Origin of the sequence: Patulibacter sp. (assembly GCF_030655195.1) — a bacterium.
In the GTDB taxonomy this organism is placed as follows: domain Bacteria; phylum Actinomycetota; class Thermoleophilia; order Solirubrobacterales; family Solirubrobacteraceae; genus Patulibacter.
In genome coordinates this window covers 1-16,568 of the sequence record NZ_JAURWA010000173.1, presented here as the reverse complement: position 1 = coordinate 16,568, position 16,568 = coordinate 1, and the positions used below count along the sequence as shown (strand labels likewise).

Below are 16,568 nucleotides of genomic sequence, written 5' to 3'. Positions count from 1 at the left end.
CCCGCGGCCCGCCGCCCCGCGGCCCGGCGGCCCGGTACCCGTCCCCCCGCTGCCCGTCGTCCTCCGGCCTCAGGCGCCCGTACAGCCCGGCGCCGACGAGCAGCAGGACGCCGAGGACCGCCCAGGCGACCACGCGACCGGCCGTGTCGACGTCGGCGAGGTCCAGCAGCGCGATCTTGCCGCCGACGCCCGCCAGCAGCAGCAGGCCAACCATCCGGACGGGCGCCTCCCGACGGTGCAGGCCGGCGGCCAGGAGGGCCAGGCCCGTCGAGGCCCACAGCCCGTCGCGGACGACGGCGACCGCGTCCGCGCCGCCGCCGAGCGTCGCCGTGAGGTGCCCGGCGAGAATCGACGCGCCCAGGAGGGCCGTCGCGCCCGCCACCCCGGCGAGGGCCCCGCGGACGGGCTCGTCGACCGGGAGCTCGTCGGCCGCGCCGTCCCCGTCGGGTCGACGGACGTGCATCGTCATCGCGTCGCGCAGCGTGGTGATGCCCACGCACGCCGCACCGGCCACCGCGAGCAACGGCAGGACGAGGATCCAGACCGTCCCGTCGCCGACCACTCCCCACGACGCCCGGAGCGCTGCCCCGTCGTCGTGCAGGAGCGCGACGGCGGCCGCCACCGCCAGCGAGGTCAGCGCCGCGCCGCGGGTGACGACGTCCCGACGGCGGCGGTCGAGCAGCAGGAGCGCGCCCGCCTCGCCGGCGAGGACGAGCGCCAGGCGATCCGCGGGGAGGGTCGCCGAGGTCCACCAGAAGAGGACGCCCAGGGCGGCGACGTCGAGCAGGACCCTCGCGTCCTCGCTGCGCGGTGCGACGACGCGGGCCGACACGCCGCAGACCGCGGCGAGGACGGCGCACGCGACGAGGAACCCCTCGTCGGGGCCCCCGGACGTGCCGACCGCCTCGACGAGCGCCAGGCCGGCGTGCAGCCCGAGTCCGCCGATCAGCACCGGCAGGTGGTGCTTCGCGGCGTGGCGGGCGAGGACGGCGAAGGCGAGCGCCGCGACCGCCCAACCGACGAGCTGCCACGTCCCGCTCGCACCGATGGCGAAGCCGAGGTCCAGCACGAGCACGGCGATCGAGAGCAGTGCGAGGTCGACGGCACCGGTCCGTCCCGCGCGTCGACGGACCACCAGCGCCGCGGCGGCGAGGAGCGCCGCGGACGCGACGAGCGTCAGGACGGCCTCGACCGGCCTGCCGATCAGGGCGTAGCCGCCGCCGAGCGCCGCGGCGAGGCCCGCGTGGGGCACGAGCAGGAGCGGCATCGACCAGCGCTGCCGGTCACGCGGCGCCCGGATCTCCCACCCGGCGACGATCACGAGGCCGGCGGCCAGCGCCGCGACCGTCGCGACACCGGGGGCCGCGACCGTCCAGAGGTCCGGCCCTGCGAGCCCGACGCCCGGCAGCCCGGTCGGGCCGTCGAGGTCGTCCAGGAGCGAGAAGACGCCCCAGGCCACCTGCGGGAGCGCGAGCACCGTCGCGGCCGCGGCGAGCCAGGTCCACGGCCGGCGGCGCAGGAGCAGACCGGTCGCGGCCATGGCGACGACGACGATCGGCAGCACGAGCCCGTCGACGGGGGCGATCACCGGCGCGCCGAGCGCACCGAGCAGCCCGACGCCGGCCAGCGGCGGAGCGTCCCACCGGAGCGCCAGCGCGGCCGACGTGATCCCGAGCCCGGCGAGCACCCCCAGCCCGAGGACCTCCGGGAGCAGACCGTACGTCGCGGTCGCGACCGCGGCGGTCGCGTAGAGCCCGCCGAGGCCCGTGCCGGCCATCGCCCACGACGCCTCCCGGGCCACCCCGCGGCGGGCGTTGCGCAGTCCGGCGGCGAGCAGCCCGAAGGACGCGACCATCCCGATCACGCAGCGCCAGGCCTCCGTGATCACGCCGTCGCGGACCCCGAGCCAGAACAGGGTCCCCAGCGCGACGAGCAGCGCGGCGCCGCCGGCCCAGGCGAGCAGCCGGCCGCCGACCAGGGCCTCGTCGACCAGGGCGCGGACCGCCGGAGCGGGGCTCGGCGGGACCCGCGGCATCACGGGCCGCAGGGGCGCCGCTCGCGCGGCAGGCGGTGCCGGCGAGCGGTCCGGCGGGGCGGAGGGGCGGACCGACGGGGCGGAGGGGCGGTCCGACGGTGCAGAGGAGCGGTCCGACGGGGCCGCGGCGCCCGGCGACGGGACCGCGGCGCGCGGCGGCGGCGCCGGTGCGCGCGGCGGTCGACTCGACGTGGGCACGCCGACGAACGACTCGACGCGGGCCAGGCGTCGTTCGAGGTCGGCGAGGACGCCGGGCGGGACGGCAGGGGGATCGGGTGCGACGGGAACGGACACGGTACGGCCTTCCGGCTGAGCTTCGGGGTCCTGTCGACCCCCGGTCAGCAGTGACCGTAGCAGCGTTGCTGACCATCGGTCAACACTTCTTGACCCCGGGTCAACGGGAACACCCCGTCCCGCCACCCCGGCACGGGAGGTCCGCCCGGCCCGCAGGCGGGCCGCCGGCTCGGGGGCGGACGAGCGGTGCGCGGCACGCCGCCGCCGTCCCGCCCGGCGGGCGCTCGGGTGCGCGATCGCCGTCGTGCACGGCCGATGGGCTGACCTGCGGTCGACAAGCGGGACGGCGTCGGCCGGGGTCGCTGTCGACCCACGGTCGACAGCGGTATGCTCGCCGGGTGCCCCTGCCGCGCAAGGACAAGCCCGCCCGTCCGGCGCCGGCTCGCAGGGAGAAGGCCGCCCGGCCCGCCGCCGCCCGCAAGGAGAAGCCGGCGCGCGCCGCGGCGCTGCCCCGCAAGGACAAGCCCGCGCGCGCCACCGCCGCCCGGGCCTACCGCCGGATGACCGTCGAGGAACGCCGCGCGTCGCTGCTCGAGTTCGGCGAGCAGCTCTTCGCCGAGCACGACTACGCCGAGCTGACGATGTCGAAGATCGCCCGCGCGGCCGGCGTCTCGAAGCCGCTGATGTACCACTACTTCCCGACGAAGCAGGCGTTCTTCCTCGCGACGGTCTCCCGCGGCGCCGAGGAGCTCGCCGCCCGCGTCCGTCCCAGGTCGGACGTCCCGCTCGGCGACGCGGCGATCGAGAGCCTGACCGCCTACCTGGCGTGGATCGACGAGCGGCCCGAGGCCTTCCGTCGGCTGCTGACCGCCGCGGCCGCCGAGCCCGGCGTCCGGGACATCCTCAGCGGCATCCGCGCGTCGACCGTCGAGCAGATCGCCGCCGCGCTCGGCCACCCCGACATCGCGGTCGCCCCCGCGTCGCTGCGCGCCGCCCTGAGCGGCTGGCTGCTGTTCGTCGACGGCGCGATCCTCGTGCGCCTCGACCTGGGCGCGCCGCCCCGCGACGAGCTGGTGCAGCAGCTCCTCGGCACGCTCGCCGGCGCCGTGCTGGCCGCCGGCGACGAGACCGCCGCGGCACGCCTCCTGGAGGACGCCGCCGGCGACGCGCCGACCGGCCCGCTCCCCGCCGACCCCGAGGCGACCGACGTCCCTGCGGACGGCGCCGCGCACGAGCCGGCCTCCCCCGCCCCGGCCGGCTGACGGTGGCCCGCCGCGCGTCGGCCCGGGGCAGCGGCCGGCGGGCCGAGCCCGTGCGGGTCGAGTCCGGCGTCGGGACGCTCGAGCTGCAGCCCGACCGCGGCCGCCCCGGCGGTCGCCTGCTGCTGATCGACGGCCTGGCCCACGGCTACGTCGACCTCGACGATCCGACGCACCTCGAGCTCGACTACGTCGCCCGCATCGGGGCGGCCCTCGAGGTCCTCGTCCCCCGCGGCGACCCGGCGGACGTGCTGCACCTGGGCGGAGGCGCGTTCAGCCTGCCGCGGTACCTGGCCAGCACGCGGCCCCAGGTCCACCAGACCGTCGTCGAGCGCTCCGGCGCCGTGATCCGCCTGGCCGAGAAGCACCTGCGCCTGCGCCGCGGGGAGCGCCTGTCCGTCCTGCAGGCCGACGGCGCCGCGATCGTGCGCAGGTCCGCCGACGATGCGTTCGACCTGGTGCTCGGCGACGCGTTCGTCGGCACCGAGACGCCGCCCGCGATGGCCACCGACGCCTTCGCCGGACAGGTCGCCCGCGTCCTGCGCCCCGGGGGTCGATACCTGCTGAACGTCGTCGACCAGCCGCCGTGGCCGTTCGCGGCCCGGCAGGCCGGCGTCCTGCGGGACGCGTTCGCGCACGTCCTGGCCTTCGGCGGCCGCGACGTCGTGCGCGGCCGTCACGCCGGCAACGTGCTCTTCCTCGCCTCGGACCGACCGCTGCCCGCCGACGCCCTGGCCCGCCGGATCGCGGGCGGCGCCCACCCCGCCGAGCTCGTCCCGGCGGAGCGGCTGGCCGGTTGGGGCTGAGGCCGCGGGGCCGCCGCCCGACCTGGTCCCGGCTCCGACGCCGGGAGCGTCGAGACCGCGACCACCCGCCGCGCGCCTCACCGCGGCGGCAGCGTCTCCCGCACCCAGGAAGCGATCGCCGGCACGTGCTCCGGGGCGATGTGGTGGCCGCCGTCGTGGTCCAGCATCGTCAGGTCGAGTCCGGCGTCCGCGACGAGCGCCCGGGCGCGGTCGGCGAACTCGTGGCCGATCACGGGGTCCTGCCGGCCGTGGGCGTTCAGGACGCGGGTCGCGGCGCGGCCCTCGAGCTCGGGGGCCCAGCCTTCGACCACGGGCACGAAGCCCGACATGCCGAGCACCCCGGCGACGACCGGCCGCCCGCCGCCCAGACCGGTGGCGTGGCTCATCACCGAGCCCATCGAGAAGCCGCCGAGGATCGTCCGGGCGGGCGACACGCCCGTGCGCTCCCACAGCGCGTCGTGGAAGGCGGACAGCGCGAGGAACGACGTGCGGAACGTCTCCGGGTCCGGGTAGCCGACGCGCGGCACCACGTACCAGTGCTGGCCCGGCCAGCCCGGGAGGCGCAGCGGGGCACCCGGGGTGACGACGTGCAGGCGCCGGTCGGGGTCCAGCACGTCGGCCAGACCGATCAGGTCGTGCTCGTCGGCCCCGCGACCGTGGTGCAGGACGAGCAGACCGTCGGGGTCGCCGTCGGCGGGACGCTCGCGGTGGACGAGCTGGGGGGTGTCGGGGGTGCTCACGGCGGACCTTCTGCGTCGCAGATAGTTGCTTGCGCAACAATCATAGCGCGTCCGGGCGACGCCGACGAGCCGCCTGCCGACCACGACACGAGAACGGCCGGCGCATCGCGCCGGCCGTCGTCACCTCGTCCGCGCGGCGCCGGGCGCCGCGGGGCTCAGACCTTCTCGGGGACGTCGATCTCGCGCTTGAGGATCTTGCCCGTCGGACCCTTGGGCAGCGCGTCCACGATCCACACGTGACGGGGGTACTTGTACGCGGCGACCTGGCCCTTGACGTAGGCCTGCAACTCGTCGGCGGTCACCGTCTGCCCCTCCTTCAGCGCGACGCACGCGGCGATCTCCTCGCCGAGCTCCTCGTGCTTGACGCCGATCACGGCGGCCTCCGCGACGGCGGGGTGCTCGTAGAGGACCTCCTCGACCTCGCGCGGGTAGACGTTGTAGCCGCCGCGGATGATCAGGTCCTTCTTGCGGTCGACGATGAAGTAGAAGTCGTCCTCGTCCACCTTCGCCATGTCGCCGGTGGAGAACCAGCCGTCGGCGTCGATCGCCTTGGCGGTCGCCTCGGGGTTCTTCCAGTAGCCCTTCATGACGTTCGGGCCCTTGACCTGCAGCTCGCCGACCGCGCCGACGCCCACGACCGCGCCCTCGTCGTCCACCAGGCGGATCTGCACGCCGTCGACGGCGACACCGATCGAGCCGGGCTTCATCGGCAGCTCGGGCCGGCTGAACGTCGCCACCGGCGAGGTCTCGGAGAGGCCGTAGCCCTCGAGGATCTTGGCGCCGAAGGACTCCGTCACCCCGCGCAGGACCTCGACGGGCAGCGCCGAGCCGCCCGAGACGAACAGGCGCACCGAGCTCGTGTCGTAGTCCTCGCGCTTGGGGTGGTGCAGGACGGCGCCGTGCATCGTCGGCACGCCCATGAAGATCGTGACCTTGTCGCGCTGGATGATCTCGAGCGCCTGCGTCGGGTCGAACCGGGGCAGCAGCGTGACCTCGGAGCCCGACGCGACGGAGACGTTGAGCGTGCAGGTCTGGCCGAAGACGTGGAAGAACGGCAGGCCGCCGAAGAAGACGTCGGTCTCGGCGGGCTCGTACAGCGGGATGCACGCGCGGACGTTCGAGCCGATCGAGCCGTGCGTGAGCTCCGCGCCCTTCGGCTGACCGGTGGTGCCCGAGGTGTAGAGGACGACCGCGGTGTCGTCGTCCTCCTTGTGCGCGACCTCCTCGAACGGCGTCGCCTCCGCGACCCGCTTGCCGATGTCCTCCGGCTCGATCAGCAGCACCTTCGCGTCGATCTCGGCCTGCTCCGCGCCGCCCTCGGCCGACTCGGCGAAGCCGTGCCACGCCAGCAGCAGCTTCGCGCCGGAGTTGTCGAGGTAGTAGGCGACCTCGCGCTTGGACAGCAGCGGGTTCATCGGCACGACGATCGCGCCGAGGCGGAGGGCGCCGTAATACGCCATCGGGAAGTGCGGGGTGTTCGGCAGCATGATGCCGACGCGGTCGCCGGCCTCGACGCCCATCTCCTTCAGCATCCCGGCGACGCGCTGGCTGGCGCCGTCGAGCGCCGCGTACGGGACGGCGGCGTCGTCCAGGCGGATCGCGATCCGCTCGGGGAACTTCGCGGCGGAGGTGGTCAGGAGCGTCGCGAGATTCGCGTTGGGCTGATCGGCCATGCGCCCATCCTGCCATCCCCGGCGCGGCCGTGCACGACCTCGGAGCACACGCCGACGGGCCCGTCCCGTGACGGGGACCCCACTAAGCTCGGCGGGGCGCCCGGGCCCCGGGCACCGACCCGGAGGTCACCTTGCAGAGCCCGCCCGACCCGACCAGCGCGACCGACGGCCGCCCGCCGATCCGCACCGACCTCGAGACGCTGCGCGGCGCGTTCGGCTTCGGCGTGGCCGGCAACTTCGCCGGGCACCTCGAACAGGCCGGGGAGGCCGCGGACTTCGTCGCCGTCGACGCCTCCGACGGTGCGCCGAAGGGCATCTTCCCGTTCTACGTCCCCGGGGGCGACACGTTCCTCGGGGCGTTCCCGCTCTCGACGGACGCCACGGCCCTGCCGGTCCAGGACGAGCCGGCCAACCTGCAGCTCGAGCCCGAGGTGGGCGTCCTCTTCCGGATCGCCTATGCGGCGGGGGGCGCGGTCGAGGCCCTCGAGCCCTTCGCGGTCGGCGCGTTCAACGACTGCTCCATCCGGCGTCCCGGCGCGACGAAGATCAGCGAGAAGAAGAACTGGGGCCCCACCTCGAAGGGCGTGGCCCCCGAGCTGTTCGCCGTCGAGGACCTCGACCCGGAGGGCGCCACGCGCGAGTTCCGCCTGGCGAGCTTCCTGCGCCGCGACGGCGAGACGCACCCGTACGGGATCGACTCCCCCGTCCCGGGCTACTCGTACTACGGGACCCAGCTCGTCGACTGGATGGTCGACCGGCTCGCCCACCAGCAGGGCGGCGACGGCACCCCGCTGGAGCCCGTCGGCGAGCAGCTGCGCGCCGCGCGCCCGGACCTCGTCCTCGTCGGGATCGGTGCGACGCGCTACACCGACTACGGCGAGACGACGTTCCTGCGAGAGGGCGACGTCTCCTACGTCGTGGTCTACGACGGCTCGGTGAGCACGCCGGACCAGGTCCTGGCCGCGGTCTCCGCCGACGACACCTCGACCCTCCGGGCCGCGTCGGTGCTGCGGCAGGTCGTCGGCGGCTGAGGCGGGCGGCGGGAGGGCGCTCGACCGACGGCGCCCGTCAGCGCGCGACGGTGACGGTCCGGCGCACGCGCTGGACCGTCGCGCCGCCGATGGTCACGCGGTGGACGCCCGGCCGCAGGCGGACGGCGATCCGATTGGACCCGCCCGACAGCGTCCGCCTGATCCGTCGGACCGTCCGCCACGACGTGGTCGCGCGGTGGCCGGCCCGCGCGCTGCGGACCCGACGCTCGATCCGGATGACCGAGGCGCCGGGGGCGGTCGACACGAACGAGAGGCCGGCCCGGCCGGCCGCGATCCCGTCGACGACGGCACGCACGGGCGGCGCCACCGCCGGGGCCTCGGTCGCCCGGTCCTTGCCGCCCGCGGGCTCGGGGCGCCACGACGGCTGCGCGGGGTCCGTGGCCTCAGGGATCGTGCCGTTCGGGTCCCGCACGTAGTACGCGGTCGTGCCGACGCTCGGGGCGTACAGGGCGTCCCCGGAGTACGTCGCCACGACGTCCTCGGTGCGCGGCGCGAGCATTCCGGGGCTGAGGTACCCGTTCTCGCACCAGATGACGTTCGGGAACGGCGGGCCCCAGGTGGGGTGGTAGGCGTTGATGCCGCACGAGGTGGTGACGGTCTCCGAGCCGGGCCCGCTGCTGACCCAGGAGATCGTCCCGGTCGGCACGGGCGCGCCCGGGGGGACGTCCGCGTAGACGCCCACCGTGCACGAGCGCATGCCGCCCGTCCCGATGCCGTAGCAGCGGATCGTCGTCTGGGACGGGATCAGGGACGCGTGCGCGACGCCGGGCCCGACGGCCAGCAGGGCCAGCACCGAAGCCGCCCCGGCGACGACACGCCGAAGCGCTGGGGACGACGGGAGGACCACTGGACGAGCACCACGCATCGCGCGACCCTACGTCCCTGCGACGTCGTCATCGAGGTCGACGGACGGACGTCCCCCTCGCTCGGAGGACGCCGTCCGCCGACCCGGGACCCCGGACCGATCCAGGCGGTCGGGGCCGGGCCGACCGATCAGGTCGTGTGGAACGTGTCCGGGTCGGGGCCCTGCCGCTCGTCCTCGTTCAGCGCGCTGATGGCGGCCAGGTCCTCCGCGGTCAGCTCGACGTCGAAGACGTCGAAGTTCTCCTCGACGCGCGAGGCGGTGACCGACTTGGGGAAGATGATGTTCCCCTCCTGCAGCTGCCAGCGCAGGATCGTCTGGGCGGGCGTCTTGCCGATGCGCTCGGCGATCCCGGCGATCGTGGAGTCCTCCAGGAGCTCGCCGCCCTGGGCCAGCGGGCTCCAGGCCTCGGTGTGGATCGTCTTCTCGGCCTGGAAGGCCTTCAGGTCGACCTGGGTCAGCAGCGGGTGCAGCTCGATCTGGTTGACCGCGGGCACGACGTCGCCCTCCTTCAGCAGCCGCTCGAGGTGGGCCTGCTGGAAGTTCGAGACGCCGATCGCGCGGGTCCGGCCGCTCTCCAAGATCTCCTCCAGCGCCTTCCAGGTCTCGACGTAGTCGTCGTGGTCGGGCAGCGGCCAGTGGATGAGGTAGAGGTCCAGGACGTCGAGGCCGAGCTTGTCCATGCTCTCGTCGAACGCCTTCAGCGTCTTCTCCCGACCGTGGTCGGCGTTCCACAGCTTCGTCGTGACGAAGAGCTCGTCGCGGGCGATGCCGGAGGCCTTCACGGCCGCACCGACCTGCGCCTCGTTGCCGTACGCGGCGGCGGTGTCGAGGTGGCGGTACCCGGTCGACAGCGCGTGCTCGACGATGCCCTGGGTGTCGTCCTCGGGGATCTGCCAGGTGCCGAACCCGAGCTGCGGGATGACGACGCCGTTGTTCAGCGTGATGACGGGGACGTCGGAGGCGTTGGGCATGCGGAGGGGTCCTTCCTGAGGGTGACGGGCCCGGTCGCGACTCACGGGCACCTGTCCTACGCCTACCCGGCGGGGCGGGTCCCACGCACGAATGGTTGCGTGGTGCACTACCCGGGAGAGCCCCGACGCTAGGTCCTGCCCCACACGGGCGGGTCCGGCTCGCCGGTGAACGCCCGCATCCGGACGTCCGCCTCGGCAGAGCGCTCCGGCGCCGCGGCGTCCTCGGCCGCGAACAGCCAGGCGGCCGACGCCAGCTCGCGCACCCGCAGGCAGACCGCCCACGACGCGTCCTCCTCGAGGCCGTAGCCGCGCCGCACCGCGTGCCACCAAGCCGGGTCCGCGCCGTAGCGCTGCGGGTGGAGCGCCGCGGGTGCCAGGTCCCACGCGCGCGGGCCACGCCCGATCAGGTCGAAGTCGGCGAGCACCGAGCGCCCGGTGCCCTCCTCCGTCAGGACGTTGCCGGGGTGGGCGTCGCCGTGGACGACCCCGACGGGCGTGCTCGACGACAGCTCCTCCAGCCGTCGCCCCAGGCCCGCGCGGACGTCCTCGAGCGTCGCCAGCTCGTCCGCCGAGAAGTTCGGGTTGCGCCGCAGGCCCGCCAGCCGCGCCTCGATCAGCTCGAGCGCGCCCCAGCCCGGGAGCGGGGCGTCGTAGTCCTCGGTCACCTCGTGGAAGCCGCGGACGAGCGCACCGAACGCCTCGCCCTCCGTCACGCCGGCGGGGTCGTGCGGGATCCACTCCCACGCGGTCGCCCAGTGACCGTCGACGTCGATCGGCTGCTCGACGTCCAGCGGACGGACGGCGTCGAACCCCTTCCGGGCGAGGAAGCGCGCGAGGTCCAGCTCGCGCTCGACGGCCTCGCGCGCCCGCCCGGAGGGCGCCACCCGGACGACCGCGTCGCCGACCCGGTGGCTCGCGTTGGTGCCCAGCCGCAGCAGCTCCGGCGCCCCCCGCAGCCCCCAGCGGCTCGCCGCGGCGGCCACGAGCGGTGCCGCCGCCTCGGCGGTCCAGGGACGACGGACGGACTCCATCGACCGGATCATGGCGGACGGCCGCCGTCACCCCCGGCCGGGTGGGGGTCGGACCGGGGGGATCCCGGGTCGATCGGGGCCGCACCGGCCTATATGGTCCGGCCCGCGTGGTGTCCTTCCCGTCGCCCCGGCGTCGGACCCGCCCCCGATCGCGCCGCGCCCCGCCATGGAACCCGTCATCTCCTTGCACAACGTCACGAAGCGCTTCGGCCAGAACGTGGCCGTCGACAGCGTGACGATCGACGTGCCACGCGGCCAGTGCTTCGCGTGGCTCGGGCCCAACGGCTGCGGCAAGACCACGCTGATCCGCATGGTGCTCGGGCTCGCCCGGGCCTCGTCCGGATCGATCAAGGTGCGCGGGCTGTCCGTCCCCGGCGAGACGCAGCAGGCCCTCGCCCGGGTCGGCGCGATCGTCGAGGAGCCGCGCTTCTACCCCTACCTGACGGGCCAGAAGAACCTGGAGATCTGGGCCGCCCACCAGGGCGGGGACGCCCGGCGGCAGATCGCGCCGTCGCTGGACCGCGTCGGCCTGACGAGCCGCAAGGACGACAAGGTCGGCGGCTACTCCCTCGGCATGCGCCAGCGCCTGGGCGTCGCCCGCGCCCTCCTGAACGACCCGGAGCTGCTCGTCCTGGACGAGCCGACCAACGGCCTGGACCCCGCCGGTCTGCAGGAGTTCCGCAACATGATCAAGGAGCTCGTCCGCGAGGGCCGCAGCGTCTTCATCTCGTCGCACATCCTCAACGAGGTCGAGCTGATGGCCGACCACCTGGCGATCATCGAGAAGGGCAAGATGATCACCCACGGGTCCCTCGACGACCTCAAGCGCGGCGGCTCGCACGCGATCGCGGTCCGCACGGACGACGTCGCGGCGGCCGAGCCCCTGCTCCGCGCCCTGCCGTTCGCCCTCGACGTCGTGCGCAAGGGCACCGACACGCTCGACGTGAAGGTCGAGTCGATCGAGGACGCCATGCTGCTGCAGACCGGCCGCGAGCTGTTCTCCGCCGGCGTCGGCGTGATCGAGCTGCGCAAGGAGGGCGAGACCCTGGAACGTCGATTCCTCGAGCTGACCGGTGGCCTGGCCGGCGAGCTCGGCGGCAAGATGGGCGGCGTCACGCCCGGCGGGGCCAGTGCTCCCGCCCCCACGACGGAGCCGGGCGCATGATCGTCCCGCTGGTGGGCGCCGAGCTGCGGCGCATCGTGGGCCGTCGCGGCTCCTTCTACGGCTCGATCGCCTTCGCGGCGCTGATCGTCGTCATCGCGATCCTCGCGGCCAACCCGAACGACGACGACACCGCGGTCGAGATCGTCGCGGTCGCCGGCCGGTACGCCGGCCTCCTCGGCGTCGTCGTGATGGGCGCCCTGGCGGGCAGCTACGACACCGCCAACGGCACCATGCGCTACCTCGTGCTGACCGGCGTGCCGCGCTGGAAGCTCGCGGTCGTGCGGCTGCTGGGCATCATGCTCGCGGTCCTGCCGATGGCGGTGCTGATCCTCGCCGTCGGCATCGCGTGGGGCGCCTCGACCGGCGACCTCGACGGGACCTCCGTGCTCGACAGCCTGTGGGCCGTCGTCATCACGCTGTGGACCTGGGGCCTCGTCTCCTGCTCCGTCGGCATGCTCATGCGCTCCAACGGGCCGGCGATCGCGGTCTCGATCGTCCTGTTCTTCGGCGGCACGCTGATCACCGGGCTCGTCTACGGGCTGATCTCCGAGACGCTGGCCAGCTACCTGCTGCCGTCCGTCTTCGAGCAGGTCGCGAGCCTCGAGGGCACGAACGGCGACGGCGACTTCGCCATCGCCCTGGGCGCGGCCTTCGCGGGCCTCGTCGTCTGGCTGGGCGCCCTCACGGCGCTGGCCATCGTGCGCACCAACCGCGACGAGTACTAGGCCGGGAGGGGACCGGGTCGGCCGACCGCCGGCCCGCTCCCCTCCCGTCCGCCGCGGCCCCGACCGCGGCACCGACGACGCCCGTGGGCGTCGGATCGCCCCGGGCGGTGTCCGCCGGGATCCGAGGTCGCCGGGGCCGGTGCCCCACGGCCCGAGGTCGCCGAGGCCCGAGGTCGCCGAGGCCGGTGGCCCCATGGCCCGTGATCGCCGAGGCCCGAGACCGCCGAGGCCGGTGGCCCCACGGCCCGCGATCGCCGAGGCCCGAGCTCCCGGGGCCCGCGCCGTCGGCGCCCCCGGGCGACCCGATCTCGGTCGCCGAGGACCCCCGATCGCCCTCCACCAGGGGTGCGACATCTCCTGCGCTACGGTCGTCCGACTATCTCAGTCCGCACGACTCAGATGATGTGGACGCGCGCCTCACCACGTGCTACGGTTCACGAACCCAACGGTTGACCTTCTCAACTACTTAGGACCGCTCCCCGCTCATGACCACCCTGCCTCTCATCCCGCTGGACGACGTCGTCGTCTTCCCGACGATGGACGTCACCCTCCCGGTCGACCCGGGCGAGGACGACCGCGTCCTGCTGGTCCCCCGCGTCGACGGCGAGTACGCCGCCGTCGGCACCATCGCCCGCGTCAAGCGCAAGGTCCGCCTGCCCGGCGGCGGCACGGGCGCCATGTTCGAGGGCATCGCCCGCGGCGTCGCCGGCGCCGCCCAGACGGGCCCGACGGGCGACCTGCGCGTCACCGTCGACGAGCACCCCGACGACGTGCCGGTCGACGGCCGCACCCGCGAGCTGACCCGCACCCTGCGCGCCACGATCGACGAGATCCTCAGCGCCCGTGGCGACGACGGATCGGTCCAGGCCGTACTGCGCGCCATCAAGGAGCCGGGCGCGCTGGCGGACTCCGTCGGCTACGACCCCGAGCTGTCGGTCGAGCAGAAGGTCGAGATCCTCGCCACGCTCGACGTCACCGAGCGCCTCGAGAAGACGATCGAGCTGCTGCAGGAGCGCCTGAGCGACCTGCAGCTGCGCACCAAGATCCGCGAGGGCGTCGAGTCGGGCGCCCAGAAGCAGCAGCGCGAGTACCTCCTGCGCAAGCAGATGGACTCCATCCGGCACGAGCTCGGCGACGACGACGCGTCGGTCGTCGAGGAGTACCGCGAGAAGATCGAGGCCGCCGGCATGCCCGAGGCGGTCCGCGAGCAGGCGGACAAGGAGCTCGCCCGCTTCGAGCGCATGGGCGGCGAGGGGTCCGGCGAGGCCCAGATGATCCGCAACTACCTCGACTGGCTGCTGGCCGTGCCGTGGGGCGAGCGCTCCGAGGAGAACCTCGACCCCGTCCACGCCCGCGAGACGCTCGACGGCGACCACTTCGGCCTCGAGGACGTCAAGGACCGCATCGTAGAGTTCCTGGCCGTCAAGAAGCTGCGGGCCGACCGTGGGCTCGACGACGAGTCCGCGAGCGACCGCCGTCGCGGTGGCGGCTCGATCCTGACGCTCGTCGGGCCTCCCGGCACCGGCAAGACGTCGATCGGCGAGTCCGTCGCGAAGGCGACCGGGCGCGAGTTCGTGCGCATCGCCCTGGGCGGCGTGCGCGACGAGGCCGAGATCCGCGGCCACCGCCGCACCTACATCGGCGCGCTGCCGGGCCGGCTGGTCCGCGCCCTGCGCGACGCGAAGACGATGAACCCGGTGATCCTGCTGGACGAGGTCGACAAGGTCGGCGCGGACCACCGCGGCGACCCGTCGGCGGCGCTGCTCGAGGTCCTCGACCCCGCGCAGAACCACAGCTTCCGCGACCACTACCTGGACGTCGAGATCGACCTCTCGCAGGTGCTGTTCCTCGCGACGGCCAACTCGCTGGACACGATCCCCGGCCCGCTGCTGGACCGCATGGAGATCATCCCGTTCGACGGCTACACCGTGGCCGAGAAGCGGGCGATCGCCCGGGACCACCTCGTCCCGCGTCAGCGCAAGGCCAACGGCCTGCACGACGACGAGGTCGTGGTGCCCGAGGAGCTGCTCGCGACGATCGTCGACGAGTACACCCGCGAGGCCGGCGTCCGCCAGCTCGAGCGCACGGTGGGCAAGCTGCTGCGCAAGACGGCGACGTCGATCGCCTCGGGCAGGGACGAGGCGCCGGTGACGGTCGACCTCGACCGGGTCCGCGACGCGCTCGGCCGGCAGAAGGTGTTCCACGAGTCCGCGGCCCGCACGGCGGTCCCGGGCGTGGCGACGGGCCTGGCGGTCACGGGCACCGGCGGCGACGTCCTCTTCATCGAGGCCACGCGCGTCCCGGTCCCGGGGTCGAAGGGCTCCCTCGTCCTGACCGGGCAGCTGGGTGACGTCATGAAGGAGTCCGCCCGGATCGCCCTCTCCTGGGTCCGTGCGAACGCCGACAAGGTGGGGATCGACCCCGCGACGTTCGAGGACGCGGAGTTCCACGTCCACGTGCCGGCGGGCGCGATCCCGAAGGACGGACCCTCGGCCGGCATCACGATGGTGACGGCGCTGGTCTCGCTCCTGACCGGCCGCCCGGTCAAGCACACGGTGGGCATGACCGGCGAGGTCACGCTGCAGGGCCGCGTGCTCCCGATCGGCGGGCTGAAGCAGAAGTCGATCGCCGCGCACGCCGCCGGGCTGACGGACATCGTCATCTCCGAGCGCAACCGCGGTGACCTGGACGACGTACCTCAGGAGGTCAGGGACGCCGTGACGTTCCACCCCTCGATGAGCCTCGACGAGGTGCTCGAGGTGGCGCTGGAGGCCCGCGTGGCGGAGGTCGCGCAGGTCTAGGTGACACGGGCCCGTCCCGGGGGCCGCCGGCCGTGCACGACACGCACGGCCGGGAGCTCCCGGCGGACCCGAGACGCGTGCGGGCGAGGTCCGCACGAACGACGGGGGAGGCAGTCGGCACGGGCATCCCGCGCCGACGGACCCCCTCCTCCCGTCCCCGTCCCCCGGCCCCTCCACGGGGTCGAGCGATGCCGAGGAGCGCGGTCCACGCGACCGCTCGGCATCGCCCGGTCCACGACCGGACGGTCATCCGGGGGGATGCCGCGAAGGGCCCCGGGCGACCGGGGCCCTTCGTCGTCGCGCCCGTCCGCGGGCACGCCGATGACTCCCGCCCGTCCTGGTCGTCCTGGAGACATGAGCACCGACCCCGCGCCCGTGAAGGGCCCCGCCTCGTACTTCCCGTCGATCGAGAAGACGTACGGCGAGCCGATCGCCCACTGGAAGGCGATCATCCGCGCGGCGGGCCCCCGGAAGCACATGGAGCTCGTCGCGATGCTCAAGACCGACCACGGCCTCGGCCACGGCCACGCGAACGCGCTGGTGGCGGACACGCTGCGGGAGGACGGGTGAGCCGCTGAGCGGCCCCGCCCCGTGCTGCGGTCAGCGGACGCGCAGGCCGCGTTCGCGCGCGGCTGCGGCGAGGCGGTCGTCGCCATCACCGACGAGGCGCCGGAGCAGGACGCTCCGAGGCTCACCCGGCCGGAGCGCCGCGGCGTCGTCCACCGCTGCGGCGACGTCGTCCGTCTCCGTGATCATGTGGCGGGGACGCGTCGTCGCCAGGGCCGAAGCGTGGCACCGACGGTTGTGGCGCAGCACCAGTGCGTCGCCGCCCGGACACGACGAAGGGCCCCGGGTTTCCGGGACCCTTCGCAACGCGGGGCGGACGAGCGCTCAGCCGCAGACGGCCGGCCCGTTCGCTGCGTCTTCGCGACCGCTCAGCCGCAGACGGGCCAGGGGTTCGATCCGCGCTGGGCCTGCAGGGCCGCCGCGCGCTGGTCCTGCTCGGCCTCGGGGGCCGCCGCCGGGTCGCCGGAGCCGCCGACCGAGTTCCAGGTCTGCTGGTCAAACTGGTACTTGCCGCGGTACGTGCCGTCGGCCGAGACCGCGCCCGGGTCGCCGCCGGACTCGCACTGCGCGACGGCGTCGAGGCCACCGCCCGCGCCGCCTCCGCCGGAGGCCGGGGCCTGGCTGGCCGGGGCAGCGCCCTGCCC

15 protein-coding genes are annotated in these 16,568 nt (G+C 74.6%); 7 read left to right on the top strand and 8 right to left on the bottom strand.

Annotated elements, in window-relative coordinates; translation table 11 throughout:
- On the bottom strand, nt 1-2,035 hold a 2,035-nt coding region (locus Q7T67_RS18705; protein WP_304793393.1), incomplete at its 3' end, for a DUF2339 domain-containing protein.
- Nucleotides 2,036-2,667: 632 nt separating this feature from the next.
- Here Q7T67_RS18705 and Q7T67_RS18700 point away from each other — a divergent pair.
- Complete coding sequence (locus tag Q7T67_RS18700; protein WP_304793390.1) at nt 2,668-3,531, top strand: TetR/AcrR family transcriptional regulator; 864 nt, start codon at nt 2,668-2,670, stop codon at nt 3,529-3,531.
- Nucleotides 3,532-3,581: 50 nt separating this feature from the next.
- Nucleotides 3,582-4,334: a spermidine synthase gene (locus Q7T67_RS18695; RefSeq protein ID WP_304793388.1), complete on the top strand. Its 753-nt coding sequence runs from the start codon at nt 3,582-3,584 to the stop codon at nt 4,332-4,334.
- Nucleotides 4,335-4,411: 77 nt separating this feature from the next.
- Here Q7T67_RS18695 and Q7T67_RS18690 read toward each other — a convergent pair whose 3' ends face one another.
- Both Q7T67_RS18690 and Q7T67_RS18685 read right to left on the bottom strand, forming a co-directional pair.
- Nucleotides 4,412-5,074, bottom strand: a complete 663-nt coding sequence (locus tag Q7T67_RS18690; protein WP_304793385.1) for an alpha/beta hydrolase — start codon at nt 5,072-5,074, stop codon at nt 4,412-4,414.
- 155 nt (nt 5,075-5,229) lie between these two features.
- On the bottom strand, nt 5,230-6,747 hold the full coding sequence (locus Q7T67_RS18685; protein ID WP_304793382.1) for a long-chain fatty acid--CoA ligase: 1,518 nt from the start codon (nt 6,745-6,747) through the stop codon (nt 5,230-5,232).
- A gap of 179 nt (nt 6,748-6,926) precedes the next feature.
- On the opposite strand from Q7T67_RS18685, the gene Q7T67_RS18680 reads away from it, so the two are divergent.
- On the top strand, nt 6,927-7,778 hold the full coding sequence (locus Q7T67_RS18680) for a DUF5718 family protein (RefSeq protein WP_370695424.1): 852 nt from the start codon (nt 6,927-6,929) through the stop codon (nt 7,776-7,778).
- 37 nt (nt 7,779-7,815) lie between these two features.
- Here the strand turns inward: Q7T67_RS18680 and Q7T67_RS18675 are convergent, their stop codons facing one another.
- The 3 genes from Q7T67_RS18675 to Q7T67_RS18665 form a co-directional block, all read right to left on the bottom strand.
- A complete protein-coding gene (locus Q7T67_RS18675; RefSeq protein WP_304793377.1) occupies nt 7,816-8,592 on the bottom strand; it encodes a hypothetical protein in 777 nt (258 codons plus the stop codon).
- Between the two features lie 200 nt (nt 8,593-8,792).
- Nucleotides 8,793-9,635 carry an aldo/keto reductase gene (locus Q7T67_RS18670; RefSeq protein ID WP_304793374.1) on the bottom strand — a complete coding sequence of 281 codons (843 nt, stop codon included), beginning with the start codon at nt 9,633-9,635 and terminating at the stop codon, nt 8,793-8,795.
- A gap of 128 nt (nt 9,636-9,763) precedes the next feature.
- Nucleotides 9,764-10,666, bottom strand: a complete 903-nt coding sequence (locus Q7T67_RS18665; RefSeq protein WP_304793371.1) for a phosphotransferase enzyme family protein — start codon at nt 10,664-10,666, stop codon at nt 9,764-9,766.
- A 166-nt stretch (nt 10,667-10,832) separates the two neighbouring features.
- Here Q7T67_RS18665 and Q7T67_RS18660 point away from each other — a divergent pair, with 166 nt between their 5' ends.
- The 4 genes from Q7T67_RS18660 to Q7T67_RS18645 all read left to right on the top strand — a co-directional run bounded on the left by Q7T67_RS18660 (nt 10,833) and on the right by Q7T67_RS18645 (nt 15,927).
- Nucleotides 10,833-11,831 (top strand): ABC transporter ATP-binding protein, encoded by a 999-nt coding sequence (locus Q7T67_RS18660; RefSeq protein ID WP_304793368.1) that lies wholly within the window; start codon nt 10,833-10,835, stop codon nt 11,829-11,831.
- The gene (locus Q7T67_RS18655; RefSeq protein WP_304793365.1) at nt 11,828-12,556 is read left to right on the top strand and encodes a hypothetical protein; all 729 of its coding nucleotides are present in this window, start codon (nt 11,828-11,830) and stop codon (nt 12,554-12,556) included. Before Q7T67_RS18660 ends, Q7T67_RS18655 begins: the two co-directional genes overlap by 4 nt.
- A 485-nt stretch (nt 12,557-13,041) precedes the next feature.
- Entirely contained in the window at nt 13,042-15,357 is a 2,316-nt protein-coding gene (gene lon, locus Q7T67_RS18650; protein WP_304793362.1) for an endopeptidase La, read from the top strand.
- 354 nt (nt 15,358-15,711) lie between these two features.
- Nucleotides 15,712-15,927: a DUF4287 domain-containing protein gene (locus tag Q7T67_RS18645; RefSeq protein WP_304793359.1), complete on the top strand. Its 216-nt coding sequence runs from the start codon at nt 15,712-15,714 to the stop codon at nt 15,925-15,927.
- Between the two features lie 30 nt (nt 15,928-15,957).
- Here the strand turns inward: Q7T67_RS18645 and Q7T67_RS18640 are convergent, their stop codons facing one another.
- Together Q7T67_RS18640 and Q7T67_RS18635 are read right to left on the bottom strand one after the other, a co-directional pair.
- Complete coding sequence (locus Q7T67_RS18640; protein ID WP_304793356.1) at nt 15,958-16,113, bottom strand: hypothetical protein; 156 nt, start codon at nt 16,111-16,113, stop codon at nt 15,958-15,960.
- A 179-nt stretch (nt 16,114-16,292) separates the two neighbouring features.
- Nucleotides 16,293-16,568, bottom strand: a 276-nt coding sequence (locus Q7T67_RS18635) for a transglycosylase family protein (RefSeq protein ID WP_304793353.1), incomplete at its 5' end; no start/stop codon positions are given.

What these genes read in the sequence shown, in the direction of transcription:
- Q7T67_RS18670 (WP_304793374.1), bottom strand. Translation starts at nt 9,635, where the DNA reads ATGCCCAACGCCTCCGACGTCCCCGTCATCACGCTGAACAACGGCGTC.
- Q7T67_RS18660 (WP_304793368.1), top strand. Translation starts at nt 10,833, where the DNA reads ATGGAACCCGTCATCTCCTTGCACAACGTCACGAAGCGCTTCGGCCAG.
- Q7T67_RS18655 (WP_304793365.1), top strand. Translation starts at nt 11,828, where the DNA reads ATGATCGTCCCGCTGGTGGGCGCCGAGCTGCGGCGCATCGTGGGCCGT.
- Q7T67_RS18665 (WP_304793371.1), bottom strand. Translation starts at nt 10,666, where the DNA reads ATGGAGTCCGTCCGTCGTCCCTGGACCGCCGAGGCGGCGGCACCGCTC.
- Q7T67_RS18685 (WP_304793382.1), bottom strand. Translation starts at nt 6,747, where the DNA reads ATGGCCGATCAGCCCAACGCGAATCTCGCGACGCTCCTGACCACCTCC.
- Q7T67_RS18645 (WP_304793359.1), top strand. Translation starts at nt 15,712, where the DNA reads ATGAGCACCGACCCCGCGCCCGTGAAGGGCCCCGCCTCGTACTTCCCG.
- lon (WP_304793362.1), top strand. Translation starts at nt 13,042, where the DNA reads ATGACCACCCTGCCTCTCATCCCGCTGGACGACGTCGTCGTCTTCCCG.
- Q7T67_RS18640 (WP_304793356.1), bottom strand. Translation starts at nt 16,113, where the DNA reads ATGATCACGGAGACGGACGACGTCGCCGCAGCGGTGGACGACGCCGCG.